At 66.8% G+C, this 15,733-nt stretch carries 15 protein-coding genes; 6 read left to right on the plus strand and 9 right to left on the minus strand.

Translation table 11 applies throughout. From position 1 onward, the window contains the following. Positions 1-303: 303 nt before the first annotated feature. Positions 304-1,122, plus strand: coding sequence for a DUF2189 domain-containing protein (locus tag PW843_15860; GenBank protein MDE1148076.1), 819 nt, complete (start codon positions 304-306; stop codon positions 1,120-1,122). A 158-nt stretch (positions 1,123-1,280) separates the two neighbouring features. Here PW843_15860 and PW843_15865 read toward each other — a convergent pair whose 3' ends face one another. Continuing rightward, positions 1,281-1,787 carry a hypothetical protein gene (locus tag PW843_15865; protein ID MDE1148077.1) on the minus strand — a complete coding sequence of 169 codons (507 nt, stop codon included), beginning with the start codon at positions 1,785-1,787 and terminating at the stop codon, positions 1,281-1,283. A gap of 123 nt (positions 1,788-1,910) precedes the next feature. Then, positions 1,911-3,176 carry an FAD-dependent monooxygenase gene (locus tag PW843_15870; GenBank protein MDE1148078.1) on the minus strand — a complete coding sequence of 422 codons (1,266 nt, stop codon included), beginning with the start codon at positions 3,174-3,176 and terminating at the stop codon, positions 1,911-1,913. A gap of 201 nt (positions 3,177-3,377) precedes the next feature. Here PW843_15870 and PW843_15875 point away from each other — a divergent pair, with 201 nt between their 5' ends. The 3 genes from PW843_15875 to PW843_15885 all read left to right on the plus strand — a co-directional run bounded on the left by PW843_15875 (position 3,378) and on the right by PW843_15885 (position 5,999). Beyond that, entirely contained in the window at positions 3,378-3,842 is a 465-nt protein-coding gene (locus tag PW843_15875; GenBank protein MDE1148079.1) for a hypothetical protein, read from the plus strand. A gap of 121 nt (positions 3,843-3,963) precedes the next feature. After that, entirely contained in the window at positions 3,964-5,361 is a 1,398-nt protein-coding gene (locus tag PW843_15880; GenBank protein MDE1148080.1) for a tyrosinase family protein, read from the plus strand. 149 nt (positions 5,362-5,510) lie between these two features. After that, on the plus strand, positions 5,511-5,999 hold the full coding sequence (locus PW843_15885; protein MDE1148081.1) for a hypothetical protein: 489 nt from the start codon (positions 5,511-5,513) through the stop codon (positions 5,997-5,999). A gap of 32 nt (positions 6,000-6,031) precedes the next feature. On the opposite strand, the gene PW843_15890 is transcribed toward PW843_15885, so the two are convergent. The 3 genes from PW843_15890 to PW843_15900 form a co-directional block, all read right to left on the minus strand. Next, the gene (locus tag PW843_15890; GenBank protein MDE1148082.1) at positions 6,032-7,069 is read right to left on the minus strand and encodes an Ig-like domain-containing protein; all 1,038 of its coding nucleotides are present in this window, start codon (positions 7,067-7,069) and stop codon (positions 6,032-6,034) included. 167 nt (positions 7,070-7,236) lie between these two features. Continuing rightward, positions 7,237-7,935 carry a cytochrome b/b6 domain-containing protein gene (locus PW843_15895; protein MDE1148083.1) on the minus strand — a complete coding sequence of 233 codons (699 nt, stop codon included), beginning with the start codon at positions 7,933-7,935 and terminating at the stop codon, positions 7,237-7,239. A 7-nt stretch (positions 7,936-7,942) separates the two neighbouring features. Next, a complete protein-coding gene (locus tag PW843_15900; GenBank protein MDE1148084.1) occupies positions 7,943-8,446 on the minus strand; it encodes a cytochrome c in 504 nt (167 codons plus the stop codon). 271 nt (positions 8,447-8,717) lie between these two features. Between PW843_15900 and PW843_15905 the strand changes: the two genes are divergently transcribed. Next, positions 8,718-9,302, plus strand: a complete 585-nt coding sequence (locus PW843_15905; protein ID MDE1148085.1) for a TIGR00730 family Rossman fold protein — start codon at positions 8,718-8,720, stop codon at positions 9,300-9,302. Between the two features lie 220 nt (positions 9,303-9,522). Continuing rightward, the gene (locus tag PW843_15910) at positions 9,523-10,746 is read left to right on the plus strand and encodes an NADP-dependent isocitrate dehydrogenase (GenBank protein ID MDE1148086.1); all 1,224 of its coding nucleotides are present in this window, start codon (positions 9,523-9,525) and stop codon (positions 10,744-10,746) included. 71 nt (positions 10,747-10,817) lie between these two features. On the opposite strand, the gene PW843_15915 is transcribed toward PW843_15910, so the two are convergent. The 4 genes from PW843_15915 to PW843_15930 all read right to left on the minus strand — a co-directional run bounded on the left by PW843_15915 (position 10,818) and on the right by PW843_15930 (position 15,626). Then, positions 10,818-11,759: an alpha/beta hydrolase gene (locus PW843_15915; protein MDE1148087.1), complete on the minus strand. Its 942-nt coding sequence runs from the start codon at positions 11,757-11,759 to the stop codon at positions 10,818-10,820. A 181-nt stretch (positions 11,760-11,940) separates the two neighbouring features. Next, on the minus strand, positions 11,941-12,246 hold the full coding sequence (locus PW843_15920) for a GcrA family cell cycle regulator (GenBank protein ID MDE1148088.1): 306 nt from the start codon (positions 12,244-12,246) through the stop codon (positions 11,941-11,943). Between the two features lie 522 nt (positions 12,247-12,768). Next, positions 12,769-14,220 (minus strand): NADP-dependent isocitrate dehydrogenase, encoded by a 1,452-nt coding sequence (locus tag PW843_15925; GenBank protein ID MDE1148089.1) that lies wholly within the window; start codon positions 14,218-14,220, stop codon positions 12,769-12,771. A 212-nt stretch (positions 14,221-14,432) separates the two neighbouring features. Next, a complete protein-coding gene (locus PW843_15930) occupies positions 14,433-15,626 on the minus strand; it encodes a VWA domain-containing protein (GenBank protein ID MDE1148090.1) in 1,194 nt (397 codons plus the stop codon). Between the last annotated feature and the right edge of the window lie 107 nt (positions 15,627-15,733).

Genomic DNA, 15,733 nt, shown 5'->3' on the forward strand with positions numbered 1-15,733 from the left:
GAATGTGCTCGGGGTGCATCGGCCCGGCGGAACCGGGCCATGGCCCCAAGACCAACGATGGCGGGGCACCGGTTGGTCGAATTCCCTTTGCGGAAGGGACGAAGACAGCCGATGCTCCTTAGCGTCCACACTGTGGAGAGGGGATGGCCAAGGCGCATTGACCTGCGTCAACGCGGATGACCCTTCCACCGAACGTATGGTTGGGTGGACGAAGGAACGGCGACGGCCCGGCGCAACAAGGGCCGCGGAAAGACAGGTTCCCTGGGCAGTGGTGCGCAACTTCTGGGAGGAAGGCGGCAAGCCATGACGACGACGCTATCCAACGACGGGCCGTTGGTCCCGGTCTTCACCACCCCGTCCCCCGCCGTGCGGCGGGTGGCGATGGACAGGCCCTGGCATTGGCTGCGCCTGGGCGCCGAGGATCTGGCCGAATGCTGGCCCCTCAGCCTGGGCCAGGGACTGGTGCTGGCCGGCATCGGATTCGGCGCCACCACCATCGCCCTCCTCAACGGCTGGCTGGCCCTGCTGCTGCCGCTGACCGGCGGCTTCATGCTGCTGGCGCCGCTGCTATCGGTGGGTTTCTACGAGGCCAGCCGCCGGCGCGAACGCGGCCTGCCCCTGGACGCGCGGGCCTGCCTGCTGGCCTGGCGGTCCAACCTGCCCTCCATCGCCACCTTCGGCATCGTGCTGCTGCTGATCCACCTGTTCTGGGTGCGGCTGGCCACCCTGCTGTACGCCCTGCTGCTGGGCGACGCCCATGCCGGGCCGGAGGGGCTGGCGGCGGAACTGCTGACGCCGCAGGCCCTGCCCTTCCTGGTGGTGGGCACGGTGCTGGGGGCGGGGCTGGCGCTGACGACCTTCACCCTGTCGGTCCTGACCCTGCCGCTGTTGCTGGACCGCGATGTCGGCGTCTTCACCGCCGTCGCCACCAGCGTGACGGCGGTGCGCGCCAACCCGCGCGCCATGTTGCTGTGGGCGGGATTGATCAGCGGCGCCGTGGTCCTGGGTATGGTGACGCTGTTCGTGGGCCTGGTGCCACTGCTGCCCCTGATCGGCCACGCCAGCTGGCACGCCTACCGCGACGTGGCGCGCGTGCCCGCCGGCCTCAAAAGTGCCGGATGACACCTGAACGGCGCGAAGCCCGCAGCATGAGATCTTAACTCATGCCGCTAGGCTGCGACCGCAGCCGCCGGAGATTTCCGGGGAGCCGAAGGCGGACTGGAAATCGAGGACAAGCCCAGGGCGCGGATGCGCCCGCCCGGCGCCTGAGGGACATCGCATCAAGTAAACTGTAGCATCGACGGCGCCTTGTCGATGATCTCTTCCAGGATGGCCTCGGCGGTTTCCAGCTCGGTGCGGATCGATTCGTTCAGGCGGTTGGCGTATTCCGGCTGGCGCAGCTTCTCGCTGGCGTCATACAGGCTGCGCAGTTCGGTGACGAAGATTTCCCGGGCGCCCAGGGGCAGCACGGTCTTGGCCGACAGCACGAAGAAGAAACGCATGCTGGCCCGCACCAGCAGGCTCAGCATCAGCGTGTCCAATTGGGCGTAGCGTTCCCGCACCTCATCCGCGCTGCCGGTTTCCAGGCTGCGCAGGCGCCCCTCCACCAGGATGCACAGGGCGCGGAATTCCCCCACCTTGTTGCGGAAGGCGTTGTACGCTTCGAAGCTGTCCCGGGCCGCCGCCGCCTCCGCCTGCTTGGCGAGGCTGGTGGATTCGCGGGCCTGGCGTTCCAGCGCCTCGAGCAGGCCGGCGACTTCCTTGCGGGTATAGACACGCTTGACCACGGGAATGGCATCCTGGTTCTGGAGGTGTGCGGCCCCCTTGTATACCCACGGGTGGCCGGCGGATCAAAGACCCCCGTACGGGTGTAAGGCATGCGCCGGCCGGACACGCGCGGCGGGCATGACCTAAGCGCCGCTCCCCTTCCCGGTTTGCCCCGCCGACGCCAGGGCCGCCAGCCGCACCGGCCGTTCGGCCCGGGCGACATCCACCTGTGACAGGGCCAGCGCCACGCGCCGTCGCAGGAAGGGAACGGCGACGATCGCGGGCATCAGATGGCGCACCAGCCAGCCCCGCCATCCGCCCGACAGCAGGGCGGCGCGGAAGATCAGATCGGTGCCACGCAGTACGCGCCGGGCCACCGGCAGGCGGTCCTGGCCGTACCTGTCCAGAATCGACGCGTCCTGCCCCTGGCGCAGGACGGCCACCAGCCTGGCCGCCAGGTTCAGGGCGTCCTGGATGCCGGTGTTCATGCCCTGCCCGCCCGCCGGGCTGTGAATGTGGGCGGCATCACCCGCCAGGAACACCCGGCCATGGCGCAATGCCCCGACCATGCGATGGTGGATGGTGAAGCGCGTCAGCCAGACGGGGTCGCGCAGCGCCAGGCGCCGGCCGGACGCCGATTCCGCCAGGGCGGTGAAGGCGGGCAGGTCGATGTCCGGCCCCGGATCGGCCGCCCCTGGATCGACCGTCGGCGCACGGGGCATGACAACCAGGCGGCATTTCCCGGATTGGCCGGGCAGCGGGAAAAAGGCCATCGCCCCCGCCGCCGTGCTGAACAGATGCATGGCGTCGAAGCCCAGGTCCCAATCCAATGTCAGGTCGGCCAGCAGGAAGATGCCGGAATAGGCGCCGCCATCAAAGGCGGCCCCCACCTGGTGGCGAACCAGGCTATGGGCACCGTCGCAGCCGACCACATAGGCCGCCCGTACCATCTCAACCGTGCCATCGGGGTGGCGCAGACGGCACTGGACGCCGGATTCGTCCTGCTGCAGGTCCAGCGCCTCAACGTTTCGTTCCACGCCCACGCCGGCGGCGGCGGCCGTTTCCTCCAGCAGGCGCTCCGTTTCACTCTGCGGCAGGATCAGGATGAAACTGTAGGGGTTGGGAATGGCGGTCAGGTCCAGGGACAGGGGCCGGCCGCCGCCCAGATGGAAGAAGGCCCGCCGGACCGGCTGGCCCAGGGCCAGCATGTGACCGGGCAAGGTGGTCCCGAAGACATCGCCAAGCGCTTCCAGCGTGCCGGCGTGCACGCCCAGCGCCTTGGACTTCGTCGACCGCCCATCCGCCTTGTCCACGATGCGCACGTGGACGCCCAGGCGGCCCAACATGGCCGCCAGTGCCAAGCCGGTGGGGCCGGCCCCGATCACCAGCACCTCGACATCGTGGTCCACGACGCCCTCCCTTCCACCAGCGCGCCTTTTCGGGGCCGCGACGGCGCTTACGCCTTGTTAGGCAACCACCGATATGCTCCCCACCGCAGGCTGCGGCAACGCAAACTTGGAATTGCGGTGGACGGCCGGCGGCGCCTGAGGGTAAGCATGTTAACGGTTCGGTTTTTCCACCGAACTGCGGGGTGGGGGTAAGAGGGCTTCATGGAACAGGCGATCGTCACCGTCCAGAACCTTGCCGGTCTGGCGCAAAGCGCGCAATCCGGGCTGCCGCTGGGCAAGGACGCCCTGCTGTTCCGCGACGACGGCACGGTGCATCTCAATAGCGACCGGTCACCGTCCCGCCATCACTTCTACCTCGACGGCCTGCAATTCCACGTCTCCATCACGCCGCAGGACGACACCACCCTGTTCCAGATCTGGGCCGAGGTGGGTTTCCTGCCCTACACCATCGAGGCGCCGGAGAAGCGCGCCAAGCTGCAGGCCATCCTGCGCTCCGCCGCCTGGCTGCGCTACGCCCGCTTCATCGTGGATGAACAGCAGAAGGTGCTGGTGCTGGGCCAGCAGGAAGTGCCGGGCCACGTCACCATCACCGACCTGATGTATGAGACGGTGCAGTTCATCCAGGAAGCCCGCCCGTACTTGCGGGTTTTCGGCAGCTATCTGTAAGACGGAAGCATTTTCAGTTGTGAATTGATGGGCGATACCTCCTCCGGTGGTAGCTCACAAGCCCAGGCGCGTTTCCACAACCAAAGGCGCATAGTGCCCCCAACCACAACCGGGGGATGAAATGAACCTAGAAATTAATCGCCGCCGACTGATCCAGTACGCCAGCGCCATCGGGGGCGTGGCCGTCATCAATGGTCTGCCCGTCGTGGCCCGCGCCGCGACGGTGACCCGGCGCAACGTCACGGACTCCGCCGCCCAGAAGGATCTGGACATCTACCGCGCCGCCGTCGACGCGATGAAGAACAAGATTCCGGCCAGCGACAAGCGCAACTGGACGGTCCAGGCCAGCATCCACCAGAACCACTGCCCCCACGGCAACTGGTACTTCCTGCCCTGGCATCGCGCCTATCTGGCGGCGTTCGAGAACATCATCCGCGACGTGGCACAGAAGGCGGACTTCGCCCTGCCCTATTGGAACTGGACGACCGGCCCCACCATCCCGACGCCGTTCTGGACCGGCGCGCTGAACGACACCACCCGGCGCGTGACCGCGACCACGCCCATGCCGGCCAGCGCCGTCGGCCTTACAGTGATCAACAGCCAGGTGCTGAGCCAGACCAACTACCAGGCGTTCGGCAGCTACATGCCCAGCGGCCAAAACAGCCTGGACAACAAGTGGCAGCGGGCGGGCGGCGGCACGGGCGCGCTGGAAGGCACACCCCACAACACCGTGCACGGCACAATCGGCGGCAACATGGGCAACTACATGTCGCCGCTGGATCCCATCTTCTGGCTGCACCACTGCAACGTCGACCGGCTGTGGGCGGTCTGGCGCAGCATGGGCCGGGCGGACGAGACCAATTCCTATTGGCGGGACTTCACCTTCCCCAGCAACTTCTACCTGCCCAACGGCACGCCCATCAGCCCGGTGGTGAAGAACCAGCTGTCGACCGAGGCGCTGGGCTATGTCTATGACAACGGCCGCACGCCCAACCTGGCGGCGGAGGCTGTGGCCGCCTTGGCCGCCAGCCCCACCGCCGCCGTGCCGGCGGGCGGCAACCCCTTGGAAGGCGCCGTGCTGGCGGATAGCGCGTCCTTCACGGCCGCCATCGGCAAGCCCGAGACGGCACCGGTCAAACGCGCGTCCACAGCCAACCTGCTGGCGGCCGCGCCCCCCTCATCCGCCAACCCCCGTTACTACGTGATCCTGGACAAGGTCGTGCCGCCGACCGACCCCAGCGTCGGCCTGCGCCTGTTCATCGACACGCCCGGCGCCAACGCCGAAACGCCGGTGGAGGACAAGGGGTATGTCGGTTCCGTCGCCTTCTTCGGCACCCACGATGCCGGCCACGGCGGGCCGCACACCGTCACCTTCGTGCTGGACGTGACCGAAAAGGCGGAAGCGCTGAACCTGAAGGACGGGCGGGAGAACGCCATCACCCTGGTGCCCGTGGCCCTGAACGACGACAAGGCTGCCTCCAAGGTGTCCGTGGCATCGGCCAAGATCGTCGCCATATAAGCAGGTGACGCCGTTCCCGGGGCGCCGTCGGATGCCCCGGGAACGGCCATTGAGGGATGCGCCGCCCCATGGACGGGAGAAGAGAGGGCAATAGATGGCTTGCACGCTTGGCGTGCCTCTTCCTGGCTTTGTCGGGGGCGGGGACCACAATGGCGACAGAAGCAGGCTCACCCGCCCTGCCCGCCCCGCTGGCTGTCAATCAGGCGACGGCCTTCAGCCCGGCCTGGCAGGGGGGGACGCCCAAGGGCGATCTGAAGGTCCTGACCCGGCCGGGGCCGGACGTGCTTCTGCGCATCACGGTCGGCGCCATCCGCAACCCATCCGATATCGGCCTGGGCCTGCGCCTGTTCCTGAACCAGCCGGACGCCACCGCCGCCACGCCGGACACGGCGCCGGGTTACCTGGGCAACGTCGCCTTCTTCCCCAGCAGCCCGCCGGCGGGGGCCCCGCCGCAATCCTTCGTCATCAACCTGCGCACCGCCCTGGCGGAACGCGGCGCCGAAACCCTGCGCCGCCTGGCCAAGGCGCCGCCCCGGGTGACGGTCATCCTGGTTCCCCTGACGAACGGACAGGCCCGTGCCGATGCCGCGTCGGCCCAGGTGACGGGAATGACGCTGGAATTGCAAAAAAACCCCTGAAAAGGGCAATCAATCCGCGCCCAAGGCAGTGGTCAGTGATGCCCGCCGGCGCCGCCGGCCGCACCAACGCCCTGGCCGCCCGCCTGTCCACCCGCCCCCGGCCCGGACGTGGGCAGGATGAAGATCTGGCCCGGGTAGATCAGGTTGGCATCGCGGATCTGGTCCTGGTTGGCCTCGAAGATGGCGGTGTACTGGATGCCTTCGCCATAGAGGTGGCGGGCCAAGGTCCACAGGCTGTTGCCCGGCACCACCACCACCGCGCGGCTGTCGCTGTCGGCGATGGGCTGGCGTTCGAACGTCACCTCGGCGCGGGCGATCACCTTGCCGTCCGGCCCCACCTGGTCGGCGCGCAGGGTATAGCGGCCGGGGTCCAGCAGGCGTTCCGGGGTGATGGACCAGCGGCCGGCCAAATCGGCGGCGGCACGGCCCACCAGGGTGTTGTCCAGATACAGCTGCACCTCGGCCTTGGGCTGGGCATCGCCGCCCACGGTGACGGCGCCGGCGCGGTTGTAGTCGATGGTGTCGATGGCGACCGTCAGCGACTTGTCGCCCTTGCCCGGCATCTGCAGCACGCGGCTGCCGCCCTGGCGCGGGGTCACGACGGCCAGGGCGCCGCCCGTCTCGTTCTGCTTGCGGCCGGCGACGTCGCGCTTGGCGTCCGGCACCACCAGGGTCACGGTCTCGTCGGCCGCGACCTCCGTCCCCTCGGCGGTCTTCATGGTCAGCGACAAGGTGCGCGAACCGGGGGCCAGCGCCTGGGTGGGCGTCAGCACCCATTCGCCGTGCTTGTCGGCCGTGACCGTGCCCAGCACGGCGCTGCCGTCCGTGACCGTCACCGTGGCGCCCGGCATGGCGCGGCCGGCGATGACCGCCGTGCCGTCAGGGCCGACCCGGACCACGTCAAAGGTGGGAACGGCGCTGGGGCCGGTGGGCGCCTCGGCCGCCACCGGGGTCGGCTTGGGCGCGGCGCCGCCGGCCGTCTGGGTGGCCTGCATATGGGCCAACCCCCAGACCAGCAGCGCCAGGGCGCCCACGCCGACAACGGCGGCAATGACCTTGTTCTGCGTCACAGTCGGTTCCTTTAGCGATTATCCCGGCGGCCTGCCCCCGGCCACCGGTTCCAAACGCCCCCCAAAAAGCCTTCCCAAGGAATCGTCTTTGGCATTGCGCCTATTGGGAATAGCCCGCGGCCCGGCGCCCGATCAAGCACCGATCGCCCCCCAGCCTGTATCCTTTTTCAGGCAAGGGCCAAAAAGCCGGCCACCAGGCCCGCCGTGATCACGGCCAACACCCCCGCCCGCCACAGCGGCACCCAGCCGTGCCGGCCGGTTTGGGTGCCGTGATGCGGGGCCAAGCGCTTCCATCCCGTCACCATGGGACGGATCAGGTTCTCACGCTTCACCACCAGGTAGAACAGCACCGCCACCACGTGGATCAGCACCACGATCTGGATGATGCTGAAATTCAGATGGTGCAGGCGCCGCGCCAGCTTGGACACCGCACCGCTGACGCGGTGGGCCAGCGGCCCCTCCTCGATCCCATCCTCGTCCACCGCGAACAGGCCGGTGCCCACCTGGGCCGCCAGCACCAGCAGCAGGGCCACCACCGCCCAGCCCCCCAGGGCGTTGTGCCCCCGCTCCAGCGGCAGGCGCCCCGGCCGGGCCATGTGGCCGACATGGCGCAGCACGGCCCCCGGCCCCTTCAGGAACTGGGAGAAACGCGCCTGCGTGCTGCCCACGAAGCCCCAGATCAGCCGGAACAGCAGCAGGCCCAGGGCGCAGTAGCCCAGCTTGAAGTGCAGTTCCAGATTGTCGTGGGTGGCGGTCCACCACAGGCCGGCCAGGTCGGCCACCAGCAGCCAGTGGAACAGCCGGATGGGCAGGTCCCAAACGGGAATCCTGCCCTGTCCAGCCGCGCCGATTTCCCGGGGCGCCATGCGCCGCTTACTTCTTCTGGCGATAGGTTTCGTGGCACTGCTTGCAGGTGCCGCCCACGGCCTGCACGGCCTGGCCGATGGCGGTCTTGTCGGCGCCGGCGGCCTGCAGCTTGTCCAGCGCCTGGGCCAGGTCGGTGAAACCCTGGCGGTACTTGGCGTTGTCCTGCCAGATGGCCGGCAGGGCCTCGCTCTCGCCCACGCCGACGGCGGTGCCCTCGGGGAACTGGTCGGGCAGGCCCTTGACCACGACGGCCATGGCGGCGGCGGCGGACGCCACGTCCTGCGGCGTGCCGGTGCCGTCCTTCACATACCCCATGAAGACCTTCATGCCGCCGCCCAGCTTCTTCATGTCCTGCTGGCGGGCCTTGACGATTTCGGCGGGATCCAGGGCGGCGGAGGCGACGGCACTGCCCAGCAGGGCGGCGGCCATGGCCAGGCCGGCGACGATATGGGCCTTGCGGCCCCGGGACGCGGAACGGATCACGGAAATGTCTCGGGAAACACGCGGCATCGTTTTCTCCAGCCCTGGTTGGGACCGCCTGGGCGGTCTGCGGGGTCCTTGGTATATGCAAACCTTCGGCACCCCCGATGCGGTACGGAGGGCCTAAGGCCGATGGCGGCTTGCGGTCCGCCATCAAAGGATGGTGTAACGGGCCGTCACCCATCGGGCAAGCCCGCCAGCGGTTCACAGGCGCCGCACGCTTGGGTTAGCCTGGGGTTCCAACGGTTTGGGGACGATATGTCGCTGCCGGCCTCGCCGGCACCAGCGAGGATGAAAGGAAATGACCAAGGTGCGTAGCGTCTGCGTCTATTGCGGGTCTTCGGGCCAGGTGTCCGAGGCATACAAGAAGGCCGCCCACGATTTGGGCACGCGCATCGGCGAGGCCGGGCTGCAACTGGTCTACGGCGGCGGCCGCGTCGGCCTGATGGGCATCACCGCCGACGCCACCCTGGCGGCAGGCGGCGAGGTGGTGGGCATCATCCCCAGCCATATCCAGACGACGGAGGTCGATCACAGCGGCCTGACCGAACTGCACATCGTCGACAGCATGCACACCCGCAAGCGCATGATGGTGGATCGGTCCGACGCCTTCGTCGTCATGCCCGGCGGCCTGGGCACCCTGGACGAGGCGTTCGAGATCATCACCTGGCGCCAGCTGAAACTGCACGACAAGCCGGTGGTCATCGCCAACATCAACGGTTACTGGGACCCGCTGCGGGCCCTGCTGACCCACATCCGCGGCACCGGTTTCGGCCGGGGCGAGATCGAGACCTATTTCACCTTCGTCGACAGCGTGGACGCCATCCTGCCGGCCCTGCGCCAGGCACCGGATTCGGTGCAGGTCCCGGCGGTGGATCGCCTGTAAGCCATTTCAAGACGCCTGCCCCGGGGTAGCACCCTTGCGGCGACCGCACCGCGGTCATCCGCCCCGTTTGCTTGATCGCTGGGCCCGAATGGGCTCTTATACCGGCCGTCCGGTATTAGGGTGCTTTCTTTCCCCAGAGGCATCCTTGGCATATCGTGGCGCACGGATCACGGCGCCGGTTGGTCATAAAAAATCACCTATACGCGAGAAGGCATTGAGAATGCAGAAGATCAAGGTTGCCAATCCCGTCGTCGAGCTTGATGGCGATGAGATGACGCGCATCATCTGGCAGTTCATCAAAGACAAGCTGATCCTGCCCTACCTGGACATCGACCTGAAGTACTTCGATCTGGGCATCGAACATCGCGACGCCACCAACGACCAGGTGACCGTGGACGCGGCCGAGGCCATCAAGAAGTACGGCGTGGGCGTCAAGTGCGCGACCATCACCCCGGATGAGGCCCGCGTCACCGAGTTCAGCCTGAAGAAGATGTGGAAGTCGCCCAACGGCACCATCCGCAACATCCTCGGCGGCACCGTGTTCCGTGAGCCCATCATCTGCACCAACGTGCCGCGCCTGGTGCCGGGCTGGACCAAGCCCATCGTCATCGGCCGCCACGCCTTCGGCGACCAGTACCGCGCCACCGATTTCAAGGTGCCCGGCCCCGGCAAGCTGACCATGACCTTCACGCCGGACGGCGGCGGCGAAGCCATCACCTACGACGTGTTCCAGTTCCCGGACGCCGGCGTGGCCATGGGCATGTACAACCTGGATGAGTCGATCGCCGGCTTCGCCCGCGCCTGCTTCAACTACGGCCTGCAGCGCAAGTACCCGGTGTACCTGTCGACCAAGAACACCATCCTCAAGGCCTATGACGGCCGCTTCAAGGACGTGTTCCAGGAGATCTTCGACGCCGAGTTCGCGGAGCGCTTCAAGGCCGAAGGCATCGTCTATGAGCACCGCCTGATCGACGACATGGTTGCCTCCGCCCTGAAGTGGGACGGCGCCTTCGTCTGGGCCTGCAAGAACTACGACGGCGACGTGCAGTCCGACACCGTAGCCCAGGGCTTCGGCTCGCTGGGCCTGATGACCTCCGTCCTGCTGACCCCCGATGGCAAGACCGTCGAGGCCGAGGCCGCCCACGGCACCGTGACCCGTCACTACCGTGAGCACCAGAAGGGCCGCCCCACCTCCACCAACCCCATCGCCTCCATCTTCGCGTGGACGCAGGGCCTGTCCTACCGCGGCCAGTTCGACGGCACGCCGGACGTCACCAACTTCGCCAAGACGCTGGAGAAGGTGTGCGTGGAGACGGTGGAAGCCGGCTTCATGACCAAGGACCTGGCCGTCCTGGTCGGCCCCGAACAGAAGTGGCTGACCACCCAGGACTTCCTGGCCAAGCTGGACGAGAACCTGCGCACGGCCATGGGCTACGCCGCCTAAGGTTACACGTCGGTTCAGAAAAGGAACGCCGGGCGGCACGTCACCGCCCGGCGTTTTCTTTTGGGGAAAGTTCAGCGCACGGCCGATTGCAGAACGCGGTCGATGAAGGGCATGGCCTGCGCCAGGGCCGCGTCGCCGCAGTCGGGCGGCATCATGTGGCCGCAGCCCGGCAGAATAATCATCTGCTTATCCGAACCGGGGATCAGCGCCAGCGCCCGGTCCGCGTGGTCCAGCCCAACCTCATGGTCGTCGGCACCCCACAGGATCAGGGTCGGCATGCGGATGGACGTCAAATCCTGCACCGTCCGGTCCAGCGACGGGGGCGGCCCTTGGATGGGCATGCGTAGCGCGCGATTGTTCAGGTCGGTCCATTCCTGGACCAGATCCGGCGTGACCTTCGCCTTGTCATCAATGTTGTAGAGTAGGATTTGGCGCCAGAACTCCGGCTTGTGAACGCCCTTGTGGGTGGCGTCCTCCGCCACCGCCGCCTTCAGTTCCGCCGGGAACTTGGCCGGATCGATCTTCAAAGGGCCGACCGCCGCATCCCCGAAGATCTGGGCGATCACCTTGTCCGGACGCGTGGCCGCATAGGCGATGCCCGTGGCGGCGCCGCTGGAGGTCGAGATCACCATGAAACGGTCGATACCCAGCCGCCGCGTCAGCACGTCGATGATGTGCAGGTTGGCCTCGATGCCATAGTCCCCGGCCGGCGACGGGCCCGACAGGCCGGCGGGCGCCATGTCGAACCGGATGACGCGGTACCGCTTCTTCAGTTCAGCCGCCCAGCCGTTCCACTGCCGCAGGCTGGAATATGAGCCGTGGACCAGCAGGATGGCCGGCCCCTGCCCCTCATCGACATAGTGGATGGGCGTGCCGTCGATCTCCATGAAGCGCGAGTTGGGTAACGCGTATCGCGCGCGCAGGGTCTCATCCCCGTCCAACGTTGGGTTCGCCGACTGGGCGAACGCCGCCCCGGCGATGAACATCCCCGCCAGCGCAGCCAATGTCGTCATTCCCGGCCACCGCGAAACCATGCCCGTCCCCTCTTGGTTGTTGTATTCCCAAGAGGATCGACGAAGTGGCGGCCACCGCCATCGGCAATGCGCGGGCTGTCCGCAGCGTGGCCCCAAAAGCAAAACCCCCGCCGGTGAGGGCGGGGGCTTGGCAGACAGGAACCTAGGCGCGGAAACCGCCTCAGGCCATGACCAGCTTGCGCTCGTCATCCCGCTTCTTGGCGGGCTGATAGGCCATCAGGGCGTGTTCCCGGCAATAGGGCATGCCGGGCACCGACGGGCAGCCGCAGAAATGGAAATCGGCGTGCTTGGGATCGCCCACCGGCCATTTGCACATGCGCTCGTTCAACGACAGGATGGTGGCACCCCGCGTCGGCTTTTTCTTGATAGGTGACGGCCGGCCCGACAGGCCCAGCCGGTGCGCCTTGCCGATCACCGCGTTGCGGGTGACGTTACCCAGCAGATCGGCGATTTCACTGGCGCTCATGCCCTGGCCCCACAATTGGCGCAGGCGCTCAATACGCTCGTCCGTCCAATTAACCGACGCTTTTTCTTCTTCCATAGAAGCCCTCGCTCCATCAGCCCCCATTGATCGGCGGGCGCAACAGTGTGCAGTCACCGCCGAGCGCCCCGCTCAAGCAGTCGATACCGGGATTTTCCCACCAACAAGATTTGGTATCGAGAATGGGCGGAGACTACCAAACTTGCGAAAGCCTGAACAGGTGATTCGACTCGTTTTTTGACCACGGACATAGAATCCGGAACCACCGTGGCGAACAAGCCATGGAAAGCGCCAGATCCTGTCCTTAATGGATACACCCCAAGGATGACACCATCCCTGGGGCATTTTTCCACGTTCATACCCCATTAAAGGTATATCCGTTCATCCCCTCAAGCGCCGGGCGGGCGCATCCGCGCCCTTGGCTTCCTCGCTCCGCCCTGCGGTGCTCGCTCCGGGGCCGGCAGTCGCCGGCCTGGGCATGGGTATTCCCCATGCCCACCCGAGCACTTACTGACCGGCGGCGGCGGAGAAGCCGTTGGCGCCGTCGAAGGTGTAGAGGTTGGAGCTCTGCACGAAGTCCAGCCCTTCCTTGGCGACACGGGCTAGCAGTGCGGCCACCTGGCCGTGCTTGACCTCATCAGCGCCCTCGCCGATGACGCGGCAGCGCCAATGGTCGGTGCAGAAGGTTTCCGGCGCGCCATCCGGCCACACCTTCTGGCCACGGTTGGACACCATGACCAGCTTCAGGCCTTCCGGAACCAGCGGCTGAAACAGGGCCGCCATATCATCACCGTTACCGCCCTTGCGCTCCAGGAACACGTCAACGCCGATCAGCTTCTTGGCCTGGACCGGGGCGCCCTTCAGGGCGATGCCGCTGAAGCTGCTGGCCACACCGGCGGGATAGCTGGCGGGCACCAGGGTGGCCGGACGCTCGCCCAGGCGGTCGATCAGGTTGCCGGCGAAGTCGCGGGTGCCGATGCGGGCATTGCTGACGCCGCGCTTGAAGATGTCGACGGTGTGGATGCCGTCCTCGATCATCTTCAGCCAGGCGTTATGGATACGCTCGGCCGCTTCCGACTGGCCGATGTGGACCAGCATCATGACGCTGGCCAGCAGCAGGCCCGACGGGTTGGCGATGCCCTTGCCGGCGATGGTGGGGGCGGAGCCGTGGATGGCCTCGAACATGGCGCACTGGTCACCGATGTTGGAGGAGCCGGCCAGGCCGACCGACCCGGTGATCTGGGCGGCGATGTCGGAGATGATGTCACCGTACAGGTTCAGCGTGACGATGACGTCGAAATGCTCCGGCGTGTCGGCCAGGCGGGCCGCACCGATATCGACGATCATGCTCTCCGCCTCGATCTCCGGGTACTCGGCGGCGATCTCGTCGAAGACCCGATGGAACAGGCCATCGGAGATCTTCATGATGTTGTCCTTCACGAAGGCCGTCACCTTGCGGCGATGGTTGGCCCGCGCGTATTCGAAGGCGTAGCGGATGATCTTTTCCGAACCGGGGCGGGAGATCAGCTTCACCGCCTGGGTCACTTCCTGCGTCTGGCGGTATTCGATGCCGGCGTACAGGTCTTCTTCGTTCTCACGCACGATCACCACGTCCATGGCCGGGTGCTTGGTGGCGACGAAGGGGGAATAGCTGACGCAGGGGCGGATGTTGGCGTACAGGCCCAGCGCGCCACGGATGGTGACGTTCAGGGACTTGTACCCTCCCCCTTGCGGGGTGGTGATGGGGGCCTTCAGGAAGACCTTGGTGCGGCGCAGGCTGTCCCAGGCGCCAGGCTCCATGCCGTTCATGATGCCACGGCGATAGACGCTCTCGCCGATCTGGATTTCCTCATACTCGAGGTTGGCGCCGCTGGCGGCCAGAACCTCAAGCGTGGCGTCCATGATCTCAGGACCGATGCCGTCGCCACGGGCGATCGTGATCTTTGTCGGAGAATTCATTTTCTCTTTCATCCTTAGGCACTAGCGCCTTTCCCCAACCATCGAGGGACATGACGCGGTTTGGGAAAAATTTCCCGGGGGTCAGGTTCCTGAAGCCCGCGCGGACACTATGCCTCCAACCACAGCCTCGCAACTGTGCTTTGGGCGCCCCTGCCCCTTGGGAGAAGCAAGAGCGAAGGGCTTGCCCAACCGCCCGGCGGACAGGACGGGCGTCAGTGGCTGAGTTCGCGCATGCCGGCCTCAAGCCCTTGAAGGGTAAGGGGATACATGCGCCCGTCCATCAGGCGGCGCACCATGTCGATGCTGGTCGTGTAGGACCAGTACTGCTCCACCACCGGGTTCAGCCAGATGGCGCGGCGGTAGACGTCCAGCAGGCGTCGCAACCACACCTGCCCCGCCTCCTGGTTCCAGTGCTCCACGGCGCCACCGGGCTGCAGGATCTCATAGGGGCTCATGCTGGCATCGCCGACGAACACCAGCTTGTAGTCGGCCGGGTATGTGCGCAGCACCTCATAGGTCGACATCTGTTCGGTACGCCGACGGCGGTTATCCTTCCACACGCCCTCATAGACACAGTTGTGGAAGTAAAAATACTCCAGGTGCTTGAACTCGCCCTTGGCGGCGGAGAACAGTTCCTCGCACAGGCGGATGTGGTCGTCCATCGACCCGCCCACGTCCAGGAACAGCAGCACCTTGACGGCGTTGTGCCGCTCCGGCCGCAGTTTCAGGTCCAGGTGGCCGGCGTTGGCCGCCGTGGCGCGGATGGTGTCGGGCAGATCCAGCACGTCGGCGGCGCCCGTGCGGGCGAACTTGCGCAGGCGGCGCAGCGCCACCTTGATGTTGCGGGTGCCCAGTTCCACCGTGTCGTCCAGGTTGCGGAATTCCCGCCGATCCCAGACCTTGACGGCGCGGCGGTGGCGGCTGCCCTCCTGCCCGATGCGCACACCCTCCGGGTTGTAGCCATAGGCGCCGAAGGGCGAGGTGCCGGCGGTGCCGACCCACTTGGAACCACCCTGATGCCGACCCCGCTGTTCGGCCAGGCGCTGGGCCAACGTCTCCATCAGCTTGTCCCAGCCACCCAGCGCCTGAACCTGCGCCTTTTCCTCATCGGTCAGGTAGCGCTCGGCCAGTTTGCGCAGCCATTCGTCCGGCAGGTCGCGCGCGGCGACATCTTCGCCGCCCTCCCCCGCCCCGGTCTCCAGCCCCTTGAAGACGCGGCCGAAGACGACGTCGAAGCGGTCCAGATTGCGTTCATCCTTCACCAGGATGGTGCGCGACAGATGGTAGAAGTCGTCCACGCTGTATCCCGCGACGTTGGCCGCCATGGCCTCCATCAGCGCCAGATACTCCCGCAACGTGACGGGAATGCGGGCGGCGCGCAGGTCGAAGAAGAAATTCGTGAACATGGGGCCCATGGCAGACGGCGGCCGATGGGACCGGATCTTACGCCAGGGCGCGCGGCAGGGCCAGGGGCGGCGGCGGCCGAACGCGCCTTCATGGCCCCCCGCCCCAT

It is taken from the genome of Azospirillaceae bacterium (assembly GCA_028283825.1).
GTDB lineage: Bacteria > Pseudomonadota > Alphaproteobacteria > Azospirillales > Azospirillaceae > Nitrospirillum.